We start from the raw sequence: 25,515 nt of genomic DNA, 5'->3' as shown, positions 1-25,515 counted from the left end.
TCTTTTACCTCATTTCTCCTCTGTCGTTTTTTTCTGAGCCCTTGAAATGCCGGATTTTTTCGTTAAATAGTTGATAGGAAATCTGATGACATTATCTAACAAATCTGTTGGATTTCTCGGTATACCTGGCGTCATATAATGAGTTCCTAATGATTTTAAACTTAGTAAATGATGAATTAACCAAGCAAAGGCAAGCATTTGCCCAAATAGACCAAATAACCCAGCCGATAAAATGAAAATATATCGCACAAATCGGCTAGCATTACTCATCAAGAAAATAGGTGGTAGGAAAGATAATAGTGCAGAAGTGGCCACCAACACAATAAGAATATTACTAAGTAGCCCTGCCTGCACAGCCGCAGTCCCTATGACAATACCGCCTACGATACCGATTGTTTGTCCGACTTTGGCAGGCATTCGAGAACCGGCTTCCCGTAATACCTCTACAATAAGTTCGATAAATAACACTTCAATGAGAGGTGGAAAAGGAACTTTACTTCTTGATTCTTGAAGATTTAATAAAAGCTCATATGGCAATATTTCTGGATGGAAGGTTAAGGCAGAAATATACATGGGCGTAATCATAATCGTTAAGAAAAAACCAAAGAAGCGTAGCATTCTTAGTAAAGAGGCTGTTGTCCATCGGTTATAATAATCCTCAATCGACACGAACATTTCAAAAAAAGAGGTCGGACAGACAATTGCTAATTGGCTATTATCCATAAACATGACAATTCGGCCGTCAATAAGGTAGCGACAAATACTATCGGGGCGTACCGTCATATAATATTGAGGAAATGGTGATAATGGATTATCCTCAATTAATTGCTTCAACACCGATATATCCGTAAATAAAGGAAATACCACCTGATCAATACGATTTCTAAGATCATCCAAGTTTTTATGATTCACAATATTGTCCATATACATAATGGAAATTTTAATATTAGCCTCTGAACCAACAATACGATTTTCATTTTTTAGCTGAGCACTTTGAATTCGTCTTCTCACTAGAGAAATGTTGGTCTCCAAAGATTCTGTAAATGCATCCTGAGGCCCTATAACGGTTGATTCCGTTTCAGTATTCGTAATGGCCCTTGTAGGAGCACTATACGTATCCATACTTAATAGCGCATTGGTTTCATGAAAAAACAGCAGTGTTTGCCCAGAATTCAGTTTTTTGATAACTTCTTGTATGTCCTTAGGGTCCACATATTGAGCCATTTGATGAATTTGTTTCATATTATTGGTTAACGGAATAGATACCATTGTTTGTAAGGTCATTTTTTCTATAAGAGAGGAAAAATAGATAAGGGTAACATCCCCTTCTTCTGTAGCAATCATATTTAGTTTTACATCATCTACATCATTAATTTCCTTCTTTAATTTAGCAACAAGCTGTTCAGGCATTTCGTTCATTCCGTTCAACCCCTTTTATTCCGACGAATACCAGTTCACATAGAGTTTTTTATAGTTTGGCACGTTTACGAACATTTATGTAAAAAATATGCTAGCAAAAAAAGACAAAAAAAAGATGCTCCTCTTATTTTAAGAGAAACATCTTTTTTTGCTATTTACCTTGATCTGTACTGTATCGATTTTTGCCAATACCAAATGCATAATAACTAATTGTTACTATTATTAAAAAAATAATTCCTACAATTAGAGAAATACGCGTATCGTCATTAATCCACATGCCAACCAGTACCATGATTAAAAAGATAATCGTTAAGTAATTCGTAATAGGCGCTAATGGCATTTTGAAAGGGTGATTCGCTAATTGTTCACCTTTCACTTTTCTAAATTTCATTTGACTAATTAATATAATAAACCATGGTATCATACCGGGTAAAACACTTGCACTATACACATAGACGAATAAATTCTGTGGTGCAATATAGCTTAAAATGACACCAACCACTAAACCAATTAACACGCCAGCTGTACCAAATAAAGGTACTCCATTTTTGGAAAGCTTCGCGAAAAATTTAGGTGCTTGTCCATTCATTGCAAGAGTATATAACATACGTCCTGCACTATAAATACCACTATTACAGCCAGACATAGCAGCTGTAATAACGACAAAATTAATAATACCTGCCGCCGCAGTAATACCTACCTTGGCAAATGTCGCAACAAAAGGACTACCGATCGTACCCAATTCATCCCACGGATACACTGTCACAATGACAAAGATGGCTCCGATATAGAAAATTAAAATACGCCAAATAATACTTTGAATGGCATTCGTAATTGTCTTTTGTGGATTTTTTGCTTCCCCTGCTGTAATCCCAATAAGCTCTACCCCTTGGTATGCTGCGACTACTAACGATAATGCAAAGAAGAAGCCTGTCCAGCCGCCAGTAAAGAAGCCACCATGACTCCATAGATTCGATAAGCCAATCGCAATACCATCATTACCAAAGCCAAAGAAAATCAGTCCAACGCCTGCTACAATCATTAAAATAATCGTTACGATTTTAATCATGGCGAACCAAAATTCAAATTCACCAAAAGATTTAACCGAGATAAAGTTTGCCACACCTAATATGATCATCGCAATGAGACCCGGTATCCATGCTGGTAAATCAGGATACCAATACTGCATATATGTTCCCACAGCTATAATTTCTGACATACCAACAATTACCCATTGGAACCAGTTGCTCCATGCCGTTAAATAGCCTGCTAGAGGGTGTATATATTTATAGCCAAATGTTGCAAAAGAGCCTGTACTTGGCTCCATATAAAGCATCTCACCCATTGCTCTCATAATGAAAAATATAAAAATACCTGCAATTCCATAGGCAAGGAGTACAGAAGGTCCTGTCCATTGAATGGCACTTGCCGAACCCATAAATAAGCCCACACCAATCGTACCGCCAAGCGCGATCATTTGGATGTGACGTGCCTCTAATCCTCTTTGTAATTCTTTGTTGGCCACTCCATAACGCCTCTTTTCCTGTTGTTCTATCTACGTTGAATATACTTTAAAATCATAATCAATTTTTCTTAAAAAGACAATTGTATTTTTAGGAAAAACAAAAAATAATGTTTTTTTGATAGATTTGGCATACTGAACAGCTTCCAATATTCCTATTCTAAAATTTCTAAATATTTTAGTTTTTTCGCTTTATTTCGGCAAAAAGATTGACCCAATTATCAAAAAAGTATAATATTTTCACATATTTCTAAGAAAAAGAGGAGTAACTGTGAGTAAACTATTATTTAGAAAAAAGGAAATCGAGGAACTATTACAAAACGAAGGGACTATTCAACTAAAGAAAACGTTAGGTGCCTTTGATCTTCTATTATTAGGAGTTGGTGCCATCGTGGGCACGGGTATTTTCATCTTGCCCGGAACGGTGGCAGCAACGCATGCGGGACCTGGGATCGTTTTTTCCTTTATTATTGCCGCCATTGTTTGTGCTGTTGCAGGCATGTGTTATTCCGAATTTGCATCAAGTGTCCCCGTAACTGGAAGCGCCTATACGTATGGCTATATTGTCTTTGGCGAAATTGTCGCGTGGTTAGTAGGATGGGCTTTGCTTTTGGAATATGGATTGGCTGTAGCTGCTGTTGCGACAGGATGGTCATCTTACTTAAACTCACTTCTTGCCGGCTTTCATATCGTTCTACCTCAAGCAATTTCAGGAGCCTTTAATCCTGCTGCTGGCACATATATAAATGTACCAGCAATCTTTATTATTTTTGCTACGGCATTTTTATTAACGCTTGGTATTAAAGAATCCACTCGATTCAATTCCTGGATGGTTTTCTTGAAGGTAGCTGTCATCTTACTATTTATTGGCGTAGGGGTATTTTATGTAAAGCCTACTAATTGGGAGCCCTTTCTACCATTTGGCATAAGAGGCGTCTTCAGTGGGGCGGCACTTGTATTTTTTGCTTATTTAGGTTTTGATGCGGTATCTTCGGCTGCTGAGGAAGTAAAAAATCCCCAACGGAACATGCCCATTGGCATTATCGGTTCTTTACTCATTTGTACCGTGCTTTATGTTGCCGTATCAATGGTATTAACGGGGATTGTTCCCTATCATGCCTTAAATGTAAGTGACCCCGTTAGCTATGTGATGCAGCTTGTCCACCAAGATTGGATTGCGGGAATTATCTCCCTTGGTGCCGTAGTAGGAATGATGACCGTTATATTAGTTATGTCTTATGGAGGAACGCGACTCTTATATGCCTTAGGCCGTGATGGTTTACTGCCCAAAAGCATGGCTGAGCTAAGTCCCAAATTTAAAACTCCTGTCAAAAACACATGGATATTTGCATTACTAGTAGCTTTATGTGCAGATTTTGTGCCACTTTCTAAGCTTGCTGAATTAGTCAATATGGGTACATTAGTGGCGTTTACCATTGTATCCATCGGTGTGGTGTATTTACGAAAAAATAAAAATATACCTTCTGGAGGCTTTAAAGTACCATTTTTCCCAGTACTACCGATTTTATCATTTTTATTATGTCTCTTTTTAATTTCACAGCTTTCTATTCTTACATGGATTGCATGTGGTATTTGGTTCATCATCGGCTTGATTGTTTATTTGGCTTATGGTCGAAAGAATAGCGAAATGAATAAACGATAAAAAAAGGTGTCTCTTACAAATTCTTAGAGACACCTTTTTGCCTTCCCATAAAGGCTTACTGTTGTTGCATAGCAAACCCGCAAACATAAAAACCTCTATTCCACCATCGGCCAATGAAATAGAGGCTACTTTGTTATTATAATAGGGTTTGTTCCTGTAATTTTGCTGTGAAATACTTTCGTGCATCTGCCGTTAGAATTTGTAGTAATGTCACTTCTTCCTGACGAGCGAATTCTACAAACATCCCACTTAAATTTTCGTAGACATATTTGATTTTAAAGCCACTATCTAAATAATGATCTACTTTTTCGATTTCCTCTGTGCTTTGTTGGAATTCAGACATGCCATCACCTCACCTTCTTTTGAAAATGTCTTGATGTAGTCTCACTTATTCGGCACCTTTTATTTCTAACAGAGGGTCTGGTTGCTCCACAAGCTCTTCTTCCTCTTGGTCTGTCAACGCAGGGACTTGTTGACCAAATAGTTCATCCAAATTATGTCCGACCGTAATACCTAAATACTTCGCATCACTTGGATCTTCTAGCTCAGCTTGAGGATACTTTTTAAACCACCAATACTTTGCTAACACATAATAGACAATTGCACCTACAAAAAACCCTACTAAAGAAGAATAAGCGGAAAAAATATTGGCAACGGCACCACCGATTACCCAGGCCACTAACCCAGCGAAATTAAAACCTTTATAGTATTTAAATTGCCCATCTAATTCATACAGTTCTTTGACATGTACACGTCGTTTGCGAATGAGATAATAATCCGCAAATAAAATCCCTACAATCGCTGTTAATATTCCACCTATAATCAATAGAACATTGACCATCACATTAAATAAACTCCAGGGCTGTGCAAGAATACCAATAATCCCCGCAATAACAACCCCTACCCAAAACGGTACTTTTGGACCACCAATATTCGAGAAAATAGTAGCAGCCGGCACAACATTAGCAGATGTATTCGTTGACCATTGTGCCAACACAATCATCAGCAAAAGGATACCTAAAATAAAACCACTTGCACTTTGTTGTAAAGCATTGATGGGATCAGCAGATGCTACTGCCATATAACAAACTGCACCAATTGTAACAATAAATGTGTTCGTTATTGGCATAACAATCAAGGAGCCTACAAGCTGTGTTTTATTCCGCTTGAACCAATTCCGTTCATTTTTAGGTGCTTTAAAAAAACGAGATAATGATGGCATATCTGCTGCCAGCGTTGACCAAAAGCCCATGTTTGCCATGACCACTACCATAAAAGCTGTAAAGGCGGCAAAGCCCGTTGTTGGCGTTTCCACCCACGTCCAAATATTTTTCCCTTGTGATGTGGCATGATCCGCCAATGTGTAATACATCCAGCAAGAAATCAAAATAATGACAGGCGCTGCTAAATCAGCGAAGCGCTCAATAGACTTAATGCCTAATGAGGTATTAAAGAGTTGAAGCGCCGCAAATACAAGGAAACAAATAAACCAATTATCAAAATCAAACAATAAATTTAAAATGCCGTTTATGGCTAATGCTCCAAAATACGTATTAAGACCAAACCAACATGCGGCTGTTATGCCCCTTACAAGTGAAGGAATATGAGTTCCAAATGTGCCGAATGGTGCACGCATATAAACAGGGAATGATAATCCATGCTCAATACCTATATCACCAATTAACGTCATAAAGATACCGATCAAACAGGAACCTACCAACGTAGCTAAAATAACCATTGGTAAGGATAAATTGGTAATTGCTGAACCGCCGATTGCAAAAGCCGCTAAAACAATCGCCATTCCTATCCAAATCACCGCAAAACCAAATGTTCCAATATTTCTTTGTTGATGTGTCACTGGAAGTAAATCTGGGGATTTTAAATAATTCCCGTCACGTTCCATAAAGTTTCTCTCCTTTTTTTTAATTTCCGTGACAACTACTTGAAGTTTTTCCTTCCTCCATCGCCAATTAATGAAGGAAGGTGGAATTTCGATTTTCTTCATTATCTTCATTCAGTTGGTGTTCGAAAGGCTAGAGCTTCCCCCTATAAATGTCTACTACTGAATAAAGATGAAAAGTCTTTATTTTGAGAGACTACTAATGAGCGTTTGGCGTTCATTCCATGTCATTGGTGGAACGGTTGATTTTCGTTCAACCATAGAAATTGCACCATCCACTGGACAAACAATAGAGCATAAATTACATCCTACACAGTCTTCTTCACGAACCTTTAGCAATGGACGTCCATTTTCAGTATAAAGATCAATACATTGATGTGATGTATCCTCGCAAGCAATATGACACTTGTTACAATTTATACAAACATCATTATTAATTTCTGCGACAATTTTATAATTTAAGTCTAAATCACCCCAGTTTGAATATCTTGAAACGGAGCGACCTACTAAATCCATGACGGAAGCTAAACCTTTATCGTCTAAATAATTGTTCAACCCATCAATCATATCCTCCACAATACTAAAGCCATGGTGCATTGCTGCTGTACAAACTTGAACGCCTGTAGCACCCATTAAAATAAATTCTGCGGCATCCTGCCAATTAGAAATTCCGCCAATGCCCGAAATCGGTACATTGACTAATGGATTGCGAGCACATTCTGCCACCATATTAAGGGCAATTGGCTTTACAGCTGGGCCACAATAGCCACCATGTGCTCCTTTACCAGCAACATGAGGAACTGTATTCCAAGTATCTAAATCTACACCTGCTAAACTATTTATCGTGTTTATCATACTTACGGCATCTGCTCCACCTCTAGTAGCCGCCTCTGCCGTAACTGTAATATCCGTAATATTTGGTGTTAATTTCACAATGACCGGTGTACGTGCTGCTTCCTTTACCCAGTATGTTTGCTTTTCCACCAGTTCAGGGACTTGACCAGAGGCAGAGCCCATCCCTCGCTCTGCCATCCCATGTGGACAACCAAAGTTAAGCTCAAGACCATCAACCCCCACATCTTCTACACGTTTTACGATTTCATGCCACTTTTCTTGCTTTGGCTCCACCATTAAAGAGGCTATAATCGCGTGATGAGGAAATTTCTTTTTTGTCTCATATATTTCTTGTAAATTCACTTCTAACGGTCGATCCGTAATCAATTCAATATTATTGAATCCCGCTACACGTTGACCGTTATAGCTAACAGCCGCAAAACGTGAAGATACATTTAAAATGGGCTCCCCCAATGTTTTCCACACGGCACCACCCCAACCAGCTTCAAATGCGCGTTGTACTTGATAACCTGAATTCGTAGGTGGTGCGGATGCCAACCAAAATGGATTCGGCGATTGGATGCCTGCTAAGTTAATGCGTAAGTCTGCCATGTAAGTTCCCCCCTTATGCAATCTCACTTGGTTTTCTTAAACTTTCATGAATCTTGTATGCTGCATCTTTTCCTTGCTGTACAGCAGTCACCACCATCGCCTCTCCCTGTCCATTGCCAAAGACAACGTCTCCACATGCAAATACTTTGTCATTAGACGTTTGCATCGTTGTCTCATTTATATCAACAACCCCATTTGTATGCGCTAAACCGAATGCTTCAATTAATGAAACAAAACGGGTTTGCCCAATAGCTTTAATAACAGCATCCACTTCAAGGATAAAATTAGAGCCCTGCACTTCCTCTGGTCTTTGTCGACCATCAGGTCCTGGCTCCCCAAGCTTCATTTTCACGCATTCAATGCCTGTCACCCTACCAGCCTCATTACCAATAATTTTCTTTGGTGCTGTGAGCCATTTAAATTCCACACCATCCTGCTTAGCAAATTCATACTCAAATTTATAGGCAGTCATTTCCTTTTGCGTTCTTCGATAAAGTATTTGGACATTGTCTGCACCTAAACGCACCGCACTTGTAGCACCGTCAATGGCTGTATTTCCTGCACCAATAACAGCTACACGTTTTCCTACGATATCATTTGTAAGCGGTCCCATTTTTGTTTTTCTGACAAACTCAATAGCATCGTGGACACCCTCTAAATCTTCACCCTCAATGCCTAGATTTGGAACAGCCCCCATACCAACAGCTAAAATAACATGGTCATATTCTGCCAAAATTTCATCCGCAGTAATGTCGACACCAACCGTCGTATTTGTTTGAATATCCACTCCAAGCTGTTCTATTTGCTCCACTTCCCAATCTACAACATCGTTTGGTAATCGGAAAGCTACAATCCCATAACTCCCTAAGCCACCTGCCTTCGCTTCGGTCTCATAGATGGTTACTTGATAACCGAAACGGCTGAGTTCTCTGGCTGCCGATAAACCAGCAGGGCCTGCTCCAATAATGGCTACCTTCTGTCCATTACTTTGCCCCTGTTTAAATAGCTGGACATTCGTATCCATTGCCCAATCTGTTGCATACCGCTGTAACTCACCAATTTTGATTGGCTTTGTTGAAGAGTTTAAAACACACGCTCCTTCGCATAGTTCTTCTGTTGGACAAACCCTTGCACAGCTAGCACCAATAGGATTTGCTTCTAATATAGTCGTAGCAGAACCCTTCATATTACCAGATGCGATTTTTTTTATAAAATTTGGGATTTGAATACTTGTCGGACACGCTTTAATACATGGTGCGTCATAGCAATAGAGACAACGATTGGCTTCCTCAATAGCCTCATTCTTTGTCATCTTGTTTTTTAATTCCACAAAATTACGTTTTAGCTGTACGGTCATCGCATTTTCTTGAATCGGAACCATTCCACATCCCCCTCATGTGTTCATTTTTTCCGTGCACCCAATTACTAGACCGATTGTTTTGTTCTCCAGCCAAAACAATCGGTTCTAAACGGAAGGAAGCTAGATCTTCAAGGCTTCCGCAGCTACTGCTTTTAATGGACGTTTAATATATTGTCCGCTACCTAGTACACCAACAAATTCTTTATTTTTAATGACATACTCGCCACGTACTAGCACACTAACAGGCTCGCCAGTCACTTCCCATCCCTCATATGGGTTATAGTCGACGTTCATATGGTGTGTTTTAGCCGAAATTTGGCGTTTTGCCTCTGGATCAAAAATAACAATATCTGCATCAGAGCCAATGGCGATTGTTCCCTTTTGAGGGAATAAACCAAATATTTTTGCAGCACTTGTAGAAATCATATCAACAAATTCATGAATCGTAATTCTACCTTTTGCAACACCTTCAGAATATAAAATACTGAAACGATCCTCAATGAAAGGTCCACCATTTGGGATTTTTGAGAAATCATTTAGGCCTAATTGTTTTTTCCCCTTAAAGCTAAAGGAGCATTGGTCAGAGCCAATTGTCTGAAGCTGTTTCGCCTTCAGGGCATTCCATAAATGTTCTTGATGATATTTTGGACGAAGGGGTGGTGACCAAACATACTTAGCTCCTTCAAAGCCTGGCTGTGCAAGAGCTGATTGATCGAGTGTTAAATAGGGTGGACATGTTTCACCATAGACGTCATAGCCCTTTTCACGAGCGGTAATAATTTCATCCACCGCCTCTTTACATGTTACATGCACTACATATAGCTTTGCTCCAGCAATGTGTGCTAACTCGATGGCACGTTTTGTTGCCTCTCCCTCTAATTCGGCCGGACGAGTTAAAGCATGATAAATCGGCTCCTTTTGACCTGCACGTCTTGCTTCCTCAACAAGCTCATCTATCACAGAGCCATTTTCACAATGGACCATCACCAACGCTCCAAGGTCTTTGGCAATTTTAAACGCCTTAAAGAGTGTTCGATCTGAGGCTTGGAATTCTTTAGCATAGGCCATAAAGACTTTGACAGAGGTAATTCCTTCTTGCTCTAAAATTTGAGGTAATTCGGCTTCGGTTTCAGGCGTTAAATCGCCAATCATTAAATGAAATCCATAATCAATAGCAGACTTTCCCTTGGCCTTGTCATGCCACTTTTCTATAGCTGCTGATAATTTTTCTTCACCAGCTGTTAGACAAAAATCTAAAATAGTAGTTGTCCCACCAAAAGCCGCCGCAATCGTACCAGACTTCCAATCATCATCTGTTACCGTATTATTAAATGGCATATCTAAATGTGTATGAGGATCAATCCCCCCTGGCAATACATATTTACCAGTTGCATCAATGATTTCAGCGCCATCCTCACTTAAATCCCGTCCGATTTGCACAATTTTTCCATTATCAATTAAAATATCTGCCTCAAATGCATCCGCAGCAGTAGCTACTCTTCCACCTTTAATAATTTTTTTCACTGTGCCCCTCACCCTTCATCACAAAATTCGAGAATACTTCATGTTTAATGCAATGTATAAGTTTCGCCCATACTAAATTTTGTTTGTAGCGTTAGAACCGTTTCTAGTAAAATATCTGCTCCCTTTGCACAATCCTCAAAGGTTGTTTCCTCTTCCTCACAATGACTCTTCCCCTGAATACTTGGAACAAAAATCATGGCCGACGGAACCATACTTGCCATATACTGGGCATCATGCCCTGCCCCACTAAACATGCGATGAGCAGTATAACCGAAGCTCTGGCAGGCTCTTTCTATTTCATTACAAATGGCTCCATCAAAATGTACAGTTTCTCTCCCCCACAGCTTTACTGGGTGGATATTACACCCTCCTGCGGTTTCTGGTAGCGCATTAAGAATATCCTCAACCTGTTCCATCACCTCAGGATCTTGATGACGTGAATCAATCGTAAATGTCACCCTATTAGGGATGACTGTGTGAATATTAGGAACCACGTTCATACGACCAAATGTAAACACTAATTGCTCATCAATCTTTCCTAGCTGCTCATGTAATTCAGTTATAATCGTTGATGCAACAATCATAGGGTCTTTCCGCATTGCCATTGGTGTCGTACCAGCATGATTCGATTGCCCTGTAATTATAATTTCGTAGCAAACCATACCAAGCACACCTTCTACAACTCCAATTTCTCGTTGTTTGGCTTCTAACACTGGCCCTTGCTCAATATGCAATTCGATATAAGCGAGGGCTTCCTTCAGACGATTGCCTTGCTCTCCCTCATATCCACTCTCTTGTAACGCTTCATGGAAACGAACACCATTTTTATCTGTGGATTGTAGCATCTTTTCTTTGTCAAATTTTGAGGTGATAACCCCTGAGCTCATCATTGCTGGGTCAAAACGAGCCCCTTCTTCATTCGTGAAATTGACAATCATAAGCGGAATATCTACTTCAATTTCATTTTCCTTGATAGTTCGAATGGCCTCAATAGCTGTTAAGACGCCTAATACACCATCGAATTTTCCGCCCTTTTCCACCGAATCTAAATGAGAACCCATCACGATTGGTGGCATATCCTTTTTCCCAGGAAGAGTCGCATAAATATTTCCCATATCATCCACATGAATGTCCATACCTAAAGCTTCGCAACACTCACAAAAATAGTTTCTTGCTAATACATCCTCATCCGAAAGAGACAAACGTGTGACGCCACCCTTATCAGTAGCCCCAAATTGACTAAATTGTTCAATTAACTCTTGCAATCGTCTACTATTACATTTATACATATGCAAGTCCTCTCTTTCACAGTAGTTATTAAACATTTTAAAATAGATATAATTTGAGAGATATGGATAGAAAACTAAAAAAATATGTGCAACTGCACATCATATATGGTAAGTTATGTTCATAATTAAGGGGGGGAAATATGGGGACGATTCGTAAAATTGTGGAGGGAGTTCAATTCCCAATGCTCACATTAGTCGCTGGACATAGTGGTACGTATCGAAGAGTTACGGGTATTAATGTTGTTGAAAGCAATGATTTAATCATGTTTTGTAGACCCAATGAATTAGTCGTCACAACTGGTATTAATTTAGATGCAGACGAAGATTCATTAGAACAACTTGTGAAACAAGCCTACGCTAAAAAAGTAGCTGGTTTTATTATTAATACAGGTCCATTCATTCCTGATATTCCAGAAGCTGTCATCTCTTTTGCCAATCAAAATGATTTCCCTATTTTTCAAATGCCATGGAATTATAGAATAGCTGATCTATTAAAAACGACCTTTCAGTTTATTGCCAACCACCATCAGGAGCTATCCATCGAAGAAAAGGTTCTGTTCAATTTATTATTCCATTACAAACAAAACGCTAATGCAATGAAAGATCAACTAGCACAGCTAGGTTTTCCCCAAGGGAGAGAATTAGCCATCATTACTTGTACAACGGTCGGCACTCAAGCCTCCATCGATCGATATGAGGTCTTGGTGCAGTTCGCTTTTCAAAATCACTATCAACGCTTCTTAAAATTAAAACATAAAAACTACCTCATCTTTTTAATTGATAAAACACAGATCAATACACCGAATATACCCTTCTCAAAAATCGTTGAAGAAATCTATGAAAAAATCACGTTAAAAAATGGTTACTTGGATATTATTATTGGAAAAGGAAACTACCATAAAGAGCTTGAAAATGTCCGTAAAAGTTATGATGAATCATTAACGGTCATTCATTTAGCTCAGCTCCACAACAATCGTTTTTTATACAAATATAAGGAAATAGGTGCCTATAAAATTATTATGGCTGTGCAAAATCAATCACTCATGAAATCCTTCAGCCACGATATACTAGGTCAACTTTATCACTATGATGATGTGCACAACACAGATTATGTGCCATTTTTACGCATCTTTCTTGAGGAAAATGGCAGTACAAGTAGGATTAGTGAACGACAGTTTATTCATCGCAACACCGTTCTTTATAAAATAAAAAAAATTGAATGGCTATTAGATATGGACTTAAGTAATCCCTTTACAAAGACCAATCTATATATTGCCTTTTTAATTGAGGACGTATTAACACATCAATAGATTAAATATCCGACTTTTCTTTCATAAAATATTCCTTCTAAAACACTTAAGGCATACATATAAAGTACAAATGGGGTCGACTTTGCATTTTTGTTGTCCACATTAGACTCAAAACGTATGCATGCTCAGCCATTACCTGTATAGAAGGAGTGAGTGTAGTGACCAATGTAACAAGACCGAATTGGCAAGTCAAAGACGAACAATTTGTTTGGCATGCCATGAAGCCATATAACCCTAAAGCAACGTTGATTGTCCAATCTTCTAAGGGCGCATGGATTACCGATATAGAAGGAAAACGCTATTTAGATGCTATGGCGGGCTTATGGTGTGTAAATGTTGGCTATGGTCGAGAGGCAATTGCTAAAGTTGCCTATGATCAATTACTAGAAAATACGTATACACCGTTATCTGTCGGACATATCCCAGCTATTCAATTAAGTGAAAAGATTAGTGAGCTTTTAGGAGATGATTATGTCGTCTTTTTCTCGAACAGTGGCTCTGAAGCAAATGAAGCTGCCTTCAAAATTGCTCGACAATATCACCAACAAAAAGGACAGCTCAATCGAACGAAGATTATTTCCCGCTATCGTGCCTATCATGGTAGCTCGATGGGAGCCTTAGCGGCAACTGGACAAGCTCAGCGAAAATACAAATATGAGCCATTAGCACCTGGTTTTATCCATGTCACGCCACCTGACTCATATCGCGCCAATGAAGACCATATTCAAAGTAAGGATCCATGTGCATTGCCATCTGTGCAAGCGATCGACCATGTGATGACATGGGAAATGTCAGAGTCCATTGCTGCTGTCATCATGGAGCCTATCATAACGGGCGGCGGTGTGATCATGCCCCATGAGAATTACTTACAAGGGGTGCAAGCAGTTTGTGAAAAACATGGTGCATTATTAATTGTGGATGAAGTGATTTGTGGCTTTGGGCGTACGGGTAAAGCTTTTGGTTTCCAAAACTATGGTGTCCAGCCTGATATTGTGACAATGGCAAAGGGCTTAACAAGCGCTTATATGCCACTATCTGCTACTGCTGTTCGACGTGAAATTTATGAGGCTTTTGCAGGGAATGACGATTACGATTTCTTCCGCCATGTTAACACATTTGGTGGCTCGCCAGCCGCTTGTGCCGTGGCATTGAAAAACATTGAAATTATGGAAGAGGAAAATTTATTTAACTATTCGGCTACGTTAGGTGATACTCTCCTGAAAACTTTACGAGAGGAATTAAAGGAGAACCCGTTTGTTGGGGATATTCGTGGAAAAGGACTTTTGATAGGTATAGAGCTTGTACAAGACAAAAAGAGCAAAATTCCACTAGATGTCACACTTGTTAATAAAGTCATTGCGCACTGTAAAGAACATGGGCTAATTATTGGAAAAAACGGTGTAACTGTGGCAGGTTACAATAATGTTTTAACGCTTTCTCCTCCACTAATTGTCTCCTCAGAGGAGATCGAATTCCTTGTGGAAAAATTCACTCAAGCCTTACATTCTATAAAATTGTAGGAGGACAGCTCAATGGTAACAAATACGGATATTCAAGAATTAGGCCATTTTATCAATGGACAAACTGTTTTGGGAAAAAGCGGATATTTTTCTGATGTATACAATCCAAGTACGGGTTCCGTCATTGCGCGGGTTTCTCTAGCAACACAAGATGAGGTAAAAGAAGCAATCACTGCTGCCAAAAAAGCCTTCCCAGCATGGCGCGTATTATCCGTTGGAAAACGTGCAGAAATCATGCTCAGGTTTCGCCAATTATTGACAGACAATATGGATGAGCTCATCGATATAATCTGTAAGGAAAGTGGCAAAACCAAAGAAGATGCGAAAGGTGAAATTGCACGTGGTTTAGAATCGGTTGATTTAGCCATCAATGCCCCACACTTACTAAAGGGTGAGTATTCGGTTAATGTAGGTGGTCAAATCAACGCTTATTCTTCCAAAGCTCCATTAGGCGTAGTGGCTGCCATTTCACCATTTAATTTCCCTGTTATGGTCCCACTAGCCATCACAAGTATGGCTGTAGCCGTTGGAAACTGCGTCATTTTAAAACCGTCTGAACGCGTCCCCTGTTCTGCATTATATTTATCAGAGCTATGGACAAAGGCAGGTTTACCGGATGGCGTATGGACGGTCATTAACGGTGATAAAGATGCCGTCAATGAGCTCTTATCAAACCCAAAAGTTGAAGCTGTATCCTTTGTAGGGTCGACTCCAGTTGCAGAAACTATATACGCGACGGCTTCTAAATTTGGGAAACGGGTGACTGCGCTAGGCGGTGGTAAAAATAATATGGTTGTCATGCCAGATGCGGATTTAGAGCATGTCGCAAATGCCTTTTTAGGTGCAGCCTATGGTGCGGCTTCTCAGCGTTGCATGGCTATTTCTACCATTATTCCTGTAGGAGAGGATACAGCGAATAAATTAGTCACGATCCTGGCTGAAAAAATTGCCAAATTAAAAGTGGGGCCTTATACAGATTCCGACGTTGATTTTGGTCCAGTTATTACACAGCATTCGAAGGAAACGATTATTGGTTATATTGATCGTAGCTTAGAGGAAGGCGCAACCATCGTTTGTGATGGACGACATCCGGAAATTTCCAAGCAATCACAAGGGTTTTATCTCGGTCCTACGCTCCTCGATCATGTTAAACCAGGTATGGAAATTTATGAGCAGGAGGTTTGGACCAGCCCGTAATATTGTCCGTGTAGGTTCATTAGATGAAGCGATTGCCTTAATAAATGCACATGAATTGGGTAATGGCGTGACAATCTTTACGAATGATGGAGCAGCTGCTCGTAAATTCACTACTGAAATTGAAGTAGGGATGGTTGGCGTGAACGTACCTATCCCCATTCCAGTAGGCTATCATAATTTTGGTGGCTGGAAACGCTCAAGATTTGGTGAGGGGCATATGTTTGGACCCGATCAAGTACGCTTCTTTACGAAAACAAAGACCATTTCAGAGAAATGGATTGCACAGGGTGGTGACACTACATCCTCCTTTGCCTTTCCAAGCAATCAAGAATAATGAAAACTTGCGTAGTCGTTGAACAGACTACGCGAGTTTTTCCCTATTTGAAAAAAACTGACGAACCAATAATGGCCACCAGTTTTTGTCATAAGCTTACTTATTATCTTTTTTCTCCACTTTTTTCACTTCTGTTGTCTTCTTCACTTCAGTGAAATCCGCTTCTTCCCCAGCCTCCATGCCATAGCTAGGATTTCTATCGATACGTGTATAAGTATCTACGTCTTCTTCGTCTTCAAATCGCTTCACCAGAATTGGTAAGGTAATTAAACCAGCGATGCCGACTAGTGCGTAAATCCATCGCGATAAAACCGCTGTTTGGCCGCCAAACAAATAAGCCACTAAATCAAATCTAAAGAATCCAATGAGTCCCCAGTTGATTGCACCAATAATGACTAACACTAATGCGATTCTATAGAGCACGCTCATGAGTACCCTCCTTTATCATTTTTACTCCACGCTAATTTTTTTAGCAGAGAGGTGTCATAAGAAGCGATAAAATGATAAAGACTAGTCATTAAAACCGCCGTTTTGACGGTCTTATTTTTTGCAATAACCACTTTTTTATACAGGCAGAAGTGGCGAGGTGTCCAATTGGACTAAGAGCATTTAACCTTATTTAGTATTGCTCGTTAAATGATGGGATTGTTCATGTTGAAGAAGCCATTTTTTACGCCAAATCCCACCACCATATCCAGTCAAAGATCCATTAGAGCCAATAATTCGATGACATGGAACAACGATACTAATAGTATTTTTACCATTGGCACTACCAACAGCTCTCACCGCTTTTTCATTGTGAATAGCCACTGCAATATCTTTATAAGAGGCTGTTTCACCGTAGCCTATATTAGGTAATGCATGCCAAACGGCTTGTTGGAAGTCCGTTCCTTTAAAAACATAAGAAAAAGAAAATTCACGACGTTCACCGATAAAATATTCATGTATTTGCTTTAAACATTCCAGCAACACTGTAGGTGAGTCTTGTTGAGGAGCATGGATGAGCTCTTCTCGTTCTGCAAAATTAATGCCATCAATTGCTTCTGTATTTCCTTCAATTTCAATCATGCCAATCGGTGATTGATAATCTAACTTAAACCGTTTCATATAGTGACCTCCATAAGTAAAAGGTGGCATAAGCCTGCCATCCTTGCCAATGTTGCGAATAATGGAAAATTTCCTCCATTGAAGGTTTTCGTTCCAAACCTAATTGCATTTTTAGTGCATTATGTAGACCCACATCTGCTATAGGAAATGCAGATAGCTCTTGTAAAGATTTCATTAGCACATAATCGGCTGTCCAGGCCCCAATGCCTCGAATAGCCATTAAACTTTTTTTCTTGTCCTCATAATCTTTTTTTTGATGTAGCCTTTCTTTTGCCAATTGACCATTCGCTATAATTTTCGCAATATCAATGATGTACTCTGATTTTTTCTGCGTAAACTGGAGCATTCTCAATTCCTCCACCTGAATACACGCTATTTTTTCCGGTGTTGGAAATAACCAGTGATTCTCCTCTTCAAAGTGTACGTTTTCTCCAAAATGTTCAACAAATCGCTTTTTAAGTGTATAGGCAAACGTTAAATTAATTTGCTGTCCAATAATAGCCCACACAAGTGCCTCGAATAAGTCAGGTATTCCTAATAAACGTAATCCGCTATATTTTTCTATCAAGGGCTGTAAAATGTTATTCTTGTTAGCCATCTGATAAAAACAAGCCAAGTCAGTATTTAAATCAAACCATTCTTTAAGATAGTGGACCACTCTTTCTCTTTCATTAACCGATGGCTGAATCATCGGAAATTCTACTTTCATTTTATAAGCTTGCTCACTTATTCTACATAAAATGAGCTGATCCTCTATCTTTAATACTTTTAAGAGGACACCTTCTTTTATTTGATGGAGAATTTCTTGATTGGATCGCTTTAAAAAAATCAAACACTCTGTAAAACTAAATTCCGCCGGAAGTTCGATTTCTAAATAATCAGTGTGATTTATCCAGTTCATAGTCTATCTCCTTCAAAGATTTCGATATTCTGTGGGCGAGCAATTTTTTAATCGTCGAAACACTTTATAAAAATTAGAGGGACTTTGAAATCCAGCTTCATAGCAAATTTCCAAACTTGTATAGTCTGTATGCTTTAATAGGTGAGCCGCCTTATCAATTCTTATTTTTTCAAGATAAGCTCGAGGAGTTTCCGCCTTCACTTGTTTAAATAGCCGTTCAAGATAAAATGGACTAATACCAACATGGTCTGCCATATCCTGCAAGGTTACCTTTTGCTTATACGCATTGATGATAAAAGACGTTACCTGTTGAATCAATTGTGTTTGCGGTGAACATTCAATTTCAGGCTGACATCGTTTACATGCTCGATAGCCTGCCGCCTCGACTTCTTGAATAGATTGAAAAAATTCAACATTCATCTTTTTGGGTTTTCTTGATTTACAGGAAGGACGGCAATAAATTTTAGTCGTTTTAACCGCCGTATAAAATAGCCCATCATAAGTTTGATCACAAGCTATAATCTTCTCCCACTTCTCCTCAAAGGATAAATTAATTGGATTGTCCACGAATAGCTCCCCTCATTTTCATAGATTATACATATAAAGAAGATGTATCTTGATTTTTTACTAATTGTGCAGCATGCTGTGTTAAATAGGCAATGATTTTATCTGAAAATGCATTGCCAAAACTATCCGCCTTACCCCTAATTCTTTTAAAGTTTGGCCATTTGTTAAGCCTGGGATAAAGATACCACTTGCTCCACTCTCTACATAAGCGATGGCTCAAGTCATCGTTTCGTGAAATGGCTGCTCTAACTGAAATACGTATCTGTTCTAGCATTCATAAAAAAATTTCGATAACCACGATTATCTATTATGGCCCTCATATTTGTGAATAAATGACAGTATTCAGTCAGACTTCTTAATTTTGCTTGATGTTTGAATGAATCTTTAATATTAATTCCGGCTACTCCGACATCTGCTGTCCTTCATACATTGTTAATAATGCTTTGTTCATCATGTCCATATCCCGCTTCAATATCCCCTGTTACTGGGATGTTTACTCGCTCTGCGATAGCTTGAATAATAGCTTAATGACGCTGATAATCAATCCGTTCACCATCTGCATAGCCAAGTAAATTCGCAATCCCCCCTGCTAGTAGTGCCAATCGCCTGAAAACCTGCTTTTTCTAATAGGAGTGCCGATAAACCATCCCAAGCGCTCCCTAAAAATAAAAGCTCCTGTAAGAAATGTAAATCATTAAAAATCTGTATTTTTGACATATGAAAAGCTTCCATATCGTTTACTAGGCCTCATATTATCAGGAAGTCCCCATTATTTCGTCCTCAATCTTGCTGTTATGGTCTATAATAAGGAGGTATGAATTAACTTAAATTTCTAAAAAGAGAAAATTAAACAAATATTGCAGCTAGTCAATTTCACCTAGTAACTATAGAATGGGAGCAATGAATTTTTGATGAAAAACAAAATGATTAGAAAAATCATGTTATTGATTTGTTTTACCCTATCTTTGGTCATCCTTATACCACCTGTTAGTGCAATGAGTCCAACAGATGAGCTAGTAGACCCTATAATATTAGGAGAACATTATAAAATTTTTCGAGATACATCTAAAAAGGTCTCTATTGAAGAAATATTAAACGGCAATTATGATCATCTCTTTGTTGCGAGCAATCAACCCTATCCCTTCTTTTGGCATACTAAAGATACCATTTGGTTGCGCTTATCTATGGAAGATATTTTATTGGATAAAGAGGAACCCTATTGGCTAGAGGTGACCGATAAATTAGATAGTATTGAGTTGTTCTTGGTCAAAGCGGATGGATCCTATGATGTGCAACGTAGGGGAATTGATAATCTAGGGGAACAATCTCTTCCATCTAGGTCTAATTTATTTCACATCCAAGACCCTTCTACTCAAGAAATTTTTATCAAGTTAGATGGAGCATTACCCCTAAGTATTACCTCCTATTTATATACGGAATTAAGTTTTACGAATAAAATCAGTGACTATAAATTTTTAACTGGCATTTTCTATGGTTTTTTATCTGCTCTATTAATTTATAACTTATTTTTATTTTTTTCATTGAAGGAAAAAGCTTACTTTTTCTATGTTTTATATATGCTGAGCTTTATTTTCTATCAAGCAACTTTAAATTCGCTAGACATTGAGTTATTGGGCACATGGGTGTCGAAGGAATTTTTTATTAAATCATTAACAATTAGTGGCAATTTGCTGCTTTTATTTATGCTTCTATTTTGTCTTCAGTTTCTGGAGTTAAAGACATTTCTACCGTCTTTCCATAAAATCGGAAAATTACTATTGTGGATAACAATTAGTTCTTTAATGGCGTCATTTATTCTCCCAGACGTCGCACTCATCAATAATTTCACAACTACCTTTGCAGTAGTAGTCTTTATCTTTCTATGGCTGTCTGGCATTTTTGTTTTCAGAAAAGGTCAAAAGATGGCTCGATACTATATCATTGGTTGGACAGTTTTACTAAGCTCTATCATTGTTCAAGCGCTGGCCTTTTTAAGTATTATCCCATTCCATCCACGAATTTTTGAGGAAGTACCAGCTATTGGAGCTATTTTCGAATCCATTTTTTTATCATTAGCATTGGGAGATAAAATCAACATCATTAAGAAAGAACATCAAATCATGCAAGAAACATTAAATGAAACATTAGAATATAAAGTTCAGGAACGCACAAAAGAGCTTGAATCAGCCAAGCTTGAGCTTGAAGCATTGGCAAATACGGACCGTCTCACTCAAATACCAAATCGTGTCCGCTTAGATGACGTATTAGAAAAAGAATTTGAGCAAGCTACAGGAAGTGGCACACCACTTTCGATTATTTTGTTAGATATTGATCATTTTAAAGCTGTGAACGATGAATTCGGACATCAAGTGGGTGATCTTGTGTTACGTCATGCAGCAGACCTTTTGAAAAATTATGTACGAGTAGAAGACACGGTTGGTAGATGGGGTGGCGAGGAGTTTTTAGTTGTTTGTCCACGCACTCCCTTAAAGGATGCTGTGCATCTCTCAGAAAATCTAAGACAGCAACTAGAACAACATTCATTTCCAGTTGTTCATCACAAAACGAGTAGCTTTGGTGTGACAAGCTTTGTCATGGGCGATACCATTCATTCTTTATTATCAAGATGTGATAAAGCATTATATAAAGCAAAGGAACATGGTAGAAACCGTGTAGAATATTTTCAAGACGATATAAATTGGGAGACTAACCAAGAGGCATCCCCCCTATTATGATGGCTCTTTTCCTTCTGTAAGTACTGCATAGCCTCCTCTAAACGACAAAGATGACTTCGGTTTTTACCAAAGTCATCTTTTTGCCTCAATGGAGCCATTCTATTATTTATTTTTGGCTAAACTAGGTAAGCACCTGGTCCTTCGCAAGCTTTCGTTGCAATGCAATTTCCTTGCGTTTTTCTTTCGTCACACGTTGCCAAATGACTACTGTAACGAAGCCAACAATAGCTAAACCTAATAAAATACCAAAAAATACTTTATAGCCTGCTGTGCCACCCCAATAATCTAAACAAGCCCCTGCAATAATCGGCATGAAGATTTCCCCACTATAGCCAATAATCATTAGCGGCATGGACACTGTACCTGTTGATTCTACAGGATAATCTCCTTCTACTAAAATAGCAAAATGCATTGCCTGTAAAGCATACATTGATGTATAAATAATCCCTATAAATATTAAAAGCATAAGGATAAAGGAAGCCTTGCCGGGCAGTAAAATGAGCCCTACTAAGCCTAGTGCTAATAATATATAGCCAATTAACACCATATTAGACACACCTATCCGGTCACCGATAATGCCTGCACTAAAACTGCCAATTGGTCTACAATACTGAGAGAAGTAGCCCAAAGCCGCAGCGATTAACGTAGATGCACCAAATGCAGCTGTTGCATAAGGTGTGATGTAATAGTAACTAATAATCATCGCATAAGACGTAAAAATAAGAATAGTCGCAAGCCAAGTAGTTGGCATCTTTAACACTTTCCATAGGACTGCCCAGTCAAATGATTTACTCCCATCCCTGTCCTCACGACTGATGGTTCCTTGATCAGGGTCTTTATAAAGCATCATAATCATGAATCCCAACAAAAGACAAATAACCGAATATACCGTAATAACCGCTGAGAGTGCCATTTTATCACTCATATGCTTCGCAAAAAAAGCAAATATCCCTAAAATCACAGCAGATTGAATGATATTGGTTACACCACGACCACCCTCAAAAAAACCAAAAGCTTTTCCTTGCTCATTTTCAGAACCTAAAGAACGTACTGCTTTTACTAATGCTCCCCAAAACGTCATGATGGATGTGATTCCCCAAGCAGCATGTATGAGGAGAAGCACTGGATATGGTGGATACAGTAATAATGTAAAACCTAATAACCCTGTGGCAACTAGAGAAATGGTTAATAAATATTTCGTTTTCCAACGATCTGCACAAAAACCTCCAAATATATAGGAAATTAAACAACAAACACCATACGCACTACCAAGAGTCCCCATTTGAGTATTCGTCAAATGAAATGCATCGAGAAAGACATCATAATAGTAATTTCTAAAATAAGGTAATGCATAAATTAATGCACCTGAAACAGCTAAAATAACTAAAGTAGCTGTATTCTTTTTTAACTTAGCTTCCATATGTTTACCCCTTATATGTTATTTACAAGCCATGACGTTTAATTTTTTGATCCCATTCCTTATGGAAGACCTGTTTGTCATTTTCTTTGATCGCCATCTCCCCAATAATTTGGAAGTTTTCTAGAGTAGATGTTTTAGTAACCGTAATATCAGCATCTATCCACCAACCCTCACGACCTATTTTCATTTTTTGATAGATTGTATAGTGAGCTGACAATGGATCAGCATTCGATAAGGTTAATTCTCGTTTCAAATTATGTTCAACCGTGATATCAATATCATCAAAGCGATATATCCCTTCACCAAAAACGCCTCCAACCCCATCAGTAATACATGTCCATGTATCTGTTAAAATGTCGTATGAAATAGAACGATCCACTCTTCCTTCTTGGAGCGTTGTTATAGGTGTTAATGTTGCACTTTCAGGATTCATATTTGGTCCAGCTATTTGATGTCCATGGAAGGTTGGCAATGTGAAAGTAGCTGTTTCAAGATTTAATGTCAATGTAGCGTCTTCTGGCATCGGCCAAAACATTGGCCAAAACGTTGTTGCTAATGATAAGCGTAAACGGTGCCCCGCTTTAAATTGATGTCCACAGCAATCTAATTGCACAAAGGCTTTCACTTTTTTACCAGGAATTAATAATTCTACATGATCATGACCATTCAAATGTGTTAAATTCATCACGCCATAGGACACACGAGTAACAGCTCCATTTGGTGCAACGTCTGACAACTGCGCAAACAGCATCGCATGTGGTTTATCACTCATTAATTCCACTTCAAACTTCGGATAACCCACAATCTCTAGTGGGTTCTCTAGCATGTCTGTTTCAAATATCATGGCCATTCCGTCATCAACTCGTTGATCTGCTGGACTTTCGCCTAGTACTCCAGCACCCATCCATTCTCCCGATAATAGACCATGATTTTGTGGTGTTTTTAATTGTACCTGTTCTTGGTGATCACTACGATGCTCTACTAATTTTCCATGTGTCAGTTGATACGCCTTCGTTTGTACCTCTGCCACTGTTGGCCATGATTCGAGTCCAACCCAATAGCCATGGCTGACTGGTTTCTTAACAGATGGTTCCATGCTTTCTTCAACCCAAACATTCACCATTGGTCCGTCCATTACATCATTGTCAATTCCTTTTAACCAATGATCCCACCATTTCACGGCCTCTTGTAAAAAGCCCATTGCTGGACCTGGAACTCCATCATGTGGGTAAACATGTGCCCATGGGCCAATAATGCCCTTTCTAGGAACAGAAAGCCCTTCCATTAAACTTAAAACTGTGTTCGTATAGGAATCTTCCCAACCATCAAGTGCAAAAACAGGAATTTCGATGTCATCATAATTCTCACAAACTGAACCATGCTTCCAGTAGTCATCTCTTGTTTGATGCTCCATCCACTGTGCCATCCATAAAGGCATATTTTCTAAACGTTGCATCCATTTTTCACGCCAGCTATCGCCAACAATATGAGGATCAATCGGACGTAGCTGGTACGCTAACATAATGGCGCCCCACCAGAAGTTATCATTTAACAAACAACCACCCTTATAGTGAATGTCATTGTTATAGCGATCATCCGTGAAGCCTACTGTAATAATCGCCTTTAACGCTTTTGGTCTTCTAGCAGCTACTTGCAGAGAATTAAATCCACCCCATGATTTCCCCATCATCCCAATATTGCCATTACACCAGCTTTGGCTAGCCATCCATTCAATTACTTCAAGTGCATCATCCTGCTCTTGCTTTAAATACTCATCTTTTAATAAGCCATCTGACTCACCTGACCCTCGCATATCTACTCGAACAACGGCGTATCCATGTCCCGCAAAATACCCGTGCATTGGCTCATCTCTTGCTCTTGTACCATCTGTTTTGCGATAAGGAATATACTCCAGAATAGCTGGTACTTTTTGTCCTGCTTCTACTGTCGGTAACCAAATTCGACTAGAAAGTTTTGTGCCGTCTGCTAATTCAATCCATGTGTTTTCGATTGTTTCATATGTACACTCAAATTGTGTCACAATTTTTTTACTCATTGAATAAATCCTCCTCTTGTGTTTAAACTCATTGCTCTAGCATCCCTTTTTATCTAATTATTCAGAATCTTAATTATTTACTAATCATGATTATAAAATAATTGTGATTAGTATATCATCTGAAATTCCAATGTACAACACTGAAAATGCTAAAAGCTGATGCTATAATGGAAGATGTAAAGCAAAATTGTTATGCTATAATAAGTTTAAATTAACTTATAAATGGTAAATATATGAATTTAACT

At 38.7% G+C, this 25,515-nt stretch carries 18 protein-coding genes and 2 pseudogenes; 5 read left to right on the top strand and 15 right to left on the bottom strand.

Annotation, left to right across the window (positions count from 1 at the left end; all coding sequences use genetic code 11):
• Positions 1–9 precede the first annotated feature (9 nt).
• Both ACP3VS_RS19960 and ACP3VS_RS19955 read right to left on the bottom strand, forming a co-directional pair.
• Entirely contained in the window at positions 10–1,419 is a 1,410-nt protein-coding gene (locus ACP3VS_RS19960; RefSeq protein WP_012293689.1) for a spore germination protein, read from the bottom strand.
• Positions 1,420–1,570: 151 nt separating this feature from the next.
• Positions 1,571–2,944 carry an amino acid permease gene (locus ACP3VS_RS19955; RefSeq protein ID WP_012293688.1) on the bottom strand — a complete coding sequence of 458 codons (1,374 nt, stop codon included), beginning with the start codon at positions 2,942–2,944 and terminating at the stop codon, positions 1,571–1,573.
• A 268-nt stretch (positions 2,945–3,212) separates the two neighbouring features.
• Between ACP3VS_RS19955 and ACP3VS_RS19950 the strand changes: the two genes are divergently transcribed.
• Positions 3,213–4,604, top strand: coding sequence for an APC family permease (locus ACP3VS_RS19950; RefSeq protein ID WP_426389712.1), 1,392 nt, complete (start codon positions 3,213–3,215; stop codon positions 4,602–4,604).
• 136 nt (positions 4,605–4,740) lie between these two features.
• On the opposite strand, the gene ACP3VS_RS19945 is transcribed toward ACP3VS_RS19950, so the two are convergent.
• The 6 genes from ACP3VS_RS19945 to ACP3VS_RS19920 all read right to left on the bottom strand — a co-directional run bounded on the left by ACP3VS_RS19945 (position 4,741) and on the right by ACP3VS_RS19920 (position 12,123).
• Positions 4,741–4,947: a hypothetical protein gene (locus ACP3VS_RS19945; protein ID WP_012293686.1), complete on the bottom strand. Its 207-nt coding sequence runs from the start codon at positions 4,945–4,947 to the stop codon at positions 4,741–4,743.
• A 45-nt stretch (positions 4,948–4,992) separates the two neighbouring features.
• Positions 4,993–6,507 carry an NCS1 family transporter gene (locus ACP3VS_RS19940; protein WP_036162646.1) on the bottom strand — a complete coding sequence of 505 codons (1,515 nt, stop codon included), beginning with the start codon at positions 6,505–6,507 and terminating at the stop codon, positions 4,993–4,995.
• Between the two features lie 180 nt (positions 6,508–6,687).
• Positions 6,688–7,950 carry an NAD-dependent dihydropyrimidine dehydrogenase subunit PreA gene (gene preA, locus ACP3VS_RS19935; protein ID WP_012293684.1) on the bottom strand — a complete coding sequence of 421 codons (1,263 nt, stop codon included), beginning with the start codon at positions 7,948–7,950 and terminating at the stop codon, positions 6,688–6,690.
• Positions 7,951–7,963: 13 nt separating this feature from the next.
• The gene (locus tag ACP3VS_RS19930) at positions 7,964–9,331 is read right to left on the bottom strand and encodes an NAD(P)-dependent oxidoreductase (protein WP_197223765.1); all 1,368 of its coding nucleotides are present in this window, start codon (positions 9,329–9,331) and stop codon (positions 7,964–7,966) included.
• Between the two features lie 99 nt (positions 9,332–9,430).
• Complete coding sequence (gene hydA / locus ACP3VS_RS19925; RefSeq protein ID WP_197223764.1) at positions 9,431–10,834, bottom strand: dihydropyrimidinase; 1,404 nt, start codon at positions 10,832–10,834, stop codon at positions 9,431–9,433.
• Between the two features lie 44 nt (positions 10,835–10,878).
• Positions 10,879–12,123 (bottom strand): Zn-dependent hydrolase, encoded by a 1,245-nt coding sequence (locus ACP3VS_RS19920; protein ID WP_426389708.1) that lies wholly within the window; start codon positions 12,121–12,123, stop codon positions 10,879–10,881.
• Positions 12,124–12,263: 140 nt separating this feature from the next.
• Here ACP3VS_RS19920 and ACP3VS_RS19915 point away from each other — a divergent pair, with 140 nt between their 5' ends.
• From ACP3VS_RS19915 to ACP3VS_RS19905, 3 genes and pseudogenes are all read left to right on the top strand, one after another.
• The gene (locus ACP3VS_RS19915; protein WP_012293681.1) at positions 12,264–13,433 is read left to right on the top strand and encodes a PucR family transcriptional regulator; all 1,170 of its coding nucleotides are present in this window, start codon (positions 12,264–12,266) and stop codon (positions 13,431–13,433) included.
• A 158-nt stretch (positions 13,434–13,591) separates the two neighbouring features.
• Positions 13,592–14,953 carry an aspartate aminotransferase family protein gene (locus tag ACP3VS_RS19910; RefSeq protein WP_325881298.1) on the top strand — a complete coding sequence of 454 codons (1,362 nt, stop codon included), beginning with the start codon at positions 13,592–13,594 and terminating at the stop codon, positions 14,951–14,953.
• Positions 14,954–14,965: 12 nt separating this feature from the next.
• Positions 14,966–16,484 (top strand): annotated as a pseudogene (locus tag ACP3VS_RS19905) (CoA-acylating methylmalonate-semialdehyde dehydrogenase).
• A 96-nt stretch (positions 16,485–16,580) separates the two neighbouring features.
• Here ACP3VS_RS19905 and ACP3VS_RS19900 read toward each other — a convergent pair.
• From ACP3VS_RS19900 to ACP3VS_RS19880, 5 genes and pseudogenes are all read right to left on the bottom strand, one after another.
• Complete coding sequence (locus ACP3VS_RS19900; RefSeq protein ID WP_031418010.1) at positions 16,581–16,913, bottom strand: DUF378 domain-containing protein; 333 nt, start codon at positions 16,911–16,913, stop codon at positions 16,581–16,583.
• Positions 16,914–17,099: 186 nt separating this feature from the next.
• The gene (locus tag ACP3VS_RS19895; protein WP_325881296.1) at positions 17,100–17,591 is read right to left on the bottom strand and encodes a methylated-DNA--[protein]-cysteine S-methyltransferase; all 492 of its coding nucleotides are present in this window, start codon (positions 17,589–17,591) and stop codon (positions 17,100–17,102) included.
• Positions 17,578–18,492, bottom strand: a complete 915-nt coding sequence (locus ACP3VS_RS19890) for a DNA-3-methyladenine glycosylase family protein (RefSeq protein WP_099806173.1) — start codon at positions 18,490–18,492, stop codon at positions 17,578–17,580. Before ACP3VS_RS19890 ends, ACP3VS_RS19895 begins: the two co-directional genes overlap by 14 nt.
• A 12-nt stretch (positions 18,493–18,504) precedes the next feature.
• Positions 18,505–19,059, bottom strand: a complete 555-nt coding sequence (locus tag ACP3VS_RS19885) for a bifunctional transcriptional activator/DNA repair enzyme AdaA (protein WP_422761189.1) — start codon at positions 19,057–19,059, stop codon at positions 18,505–18,507.
• A 25-nt stretch (positions 19,060–19,084) separates the two neighbouring features.
• Positions 19,085–19,776, bottom strand: a pseudogene (locus ACP3VS_RS19880) (isocitrate lyase/PEP mutase family protein).
• Between the two features lie 194 nt (positions 19,777–19,970).
• Between ACP3VS_RS19880 and ACP3VS_RS19875 the strand changes: the two are divergent.
• Positions 19,971–21,794, top strand: coding sequence for a sensor domain-containing diguanylate cyclase (locus ACP3VS_RS19875; RefSeq protein WP_230584362.1), 1,824 nt, complete (start codon positions 19,971–19,973; stop codon positions 21,792–21,794).
• Positions 21,795–21,915: 121 nt separating this feature from the next.
• Here ACP3VS_RS19875 and ACP3VS_RS19870 read toward each other — a convergent pair whose 3' ends face one another.
• Both ACP3VS_RS19870 and ACP3VS_RS19865 read right to left on the bottom strand, forming a co-directional pair.
• A complete protein-coding gene (locus ACP3VS_RS19870) occupies positions 21,916–23,214 on the bottom strand; it encodes an MFS transporter (RefSeq protein WP_197150481.1) in 1,299 nt (432 codons plus the stop codon).
• Positions 23,215–23,236: 22 nt separating this feature from the next.
• Complete coding sequence (locus tag ACP3VS_RS19865) at positions 23,237–25,270, bottom strand: CocE/NonD family hydrolase (protein ID WP_281486624.1); 2,034 nt, start codon at positions 25,268–25,270, stop codon at positions 23,237–23,239.
• Positions 25,271–25,515 lie beyond the last annotated feature (245 nt).

Source organism: Lysinibacillus sp. VIII_CA (assembly GCF_049943995.1).
In the GTDB taxonomy this organism is placed as follows: domain Bacteria; phylum Bacillota; class Bacilli; order Bacillales_A; family Planococcaceae; genus Lysinibacillus; species Lysinibacillus pinottii.
The sequence above is the reverse complement of the archived record's forward strand: the minus strand, read 5'-3'. Positions and strand labels throughout refer to the sequence as shown.

Excerpts from the sequence above, each read along its gene's own strand:
- preA (WP_012293684.1), bottom strand. The coding sequence starts at position 7,950 with ATGGCAGACTTACGCATTAACTTAGCAGGCATCCAATCGCCGAATCCA.
- ACP3VS_RS19865 (WP_281486624.1), bottom strand. The coding sequence starts at position 25,270 with ATGAGTAAAAAAATTGTGACACAATTTGAGTGTACATATGAAACAATC.
- ACP3VS_RS19900 (WP_031418010.1), bottom strand. The coding sequence starts at position 16,913 with ATGAGCGTGCTCTATAGAATCGCATTAGTGTTAGTCATTATTGGTGCA.
- ACP3VS_RS19895 (WP_325881296.1), bottom strand. The coding sequence starts at position 17,591 with ATGAAACGGTTTAAGTTAGATTATCAATCACCGATTGGCATGATTGAA.
- ACP3VS_RS19940 (WP_036162646.1), bottom strand. The coding sequence starts at position 6,507 with ATGGAACGTGACGGGAATTATTTAAAATCCCCAGATTTACTTCCAGTG.
- ACP3VS_RS19920 (WP_426389708.1), bottom strand. The coding sequence starts at position 12,123 with ATGTATAAATGTAATAGTAGACGATTGCAAGAGTTAATTGAACAATTT.
- ACP3VS_RS19875 (WP_230584362.1), top strand. The coding sequence starts at position 19,971 with ATGAAAAACAAAATGATTAGAAAAATCATGTTATTGATTTGTTTTACC.
- ACP3VS_RS19890 (WP_099806173.1), bottom strand. The coding sequence starts at position 18,492 with ATGAACTGGATAAATCACACTGATTATTTAGAAATCGAACTTCCGGCG.
- ACP3VS_RS19870 (WP_197150481.1), bottom strand. The coding sequence starts at position 23,214 with ATGGAAGCTAAGTTAAAAAAGAATACAGCTACTTTAGTTATTTTAGCT.
- ACP3VS_RS19915 (WP_012293681.1), top strand. The coding sequence starts at position 12,264 with ATGGGGACGATTCGTAAAATTGTGGAGGGAGTTCAATTCCCAATGCTC.
- ACP3VS_RS19945 (WP_012293686.1), bottom strand. The coding sequence starts at position 4,947 with ATGTCTGAATTCCAACAAAGCACAGAGGAAATCGAAAAAGTAGATCAT.
- ACP3VS_RS19960 (WP_012293689.1), bottom strand. The coding sequence starts at position 1,419 with ATGAACGAAATGCCTGAACAGCTTGTTGCTAAATTAAAGAAGGAAATT.
- ACP3VS_RS19930 (WP_197223765.1), bottom strand. The coding sequence starts at position 9,331 with ATGGTTCCGATTCAAGAAAATGCGATGACCGTACAGCTAAAACGTAAT.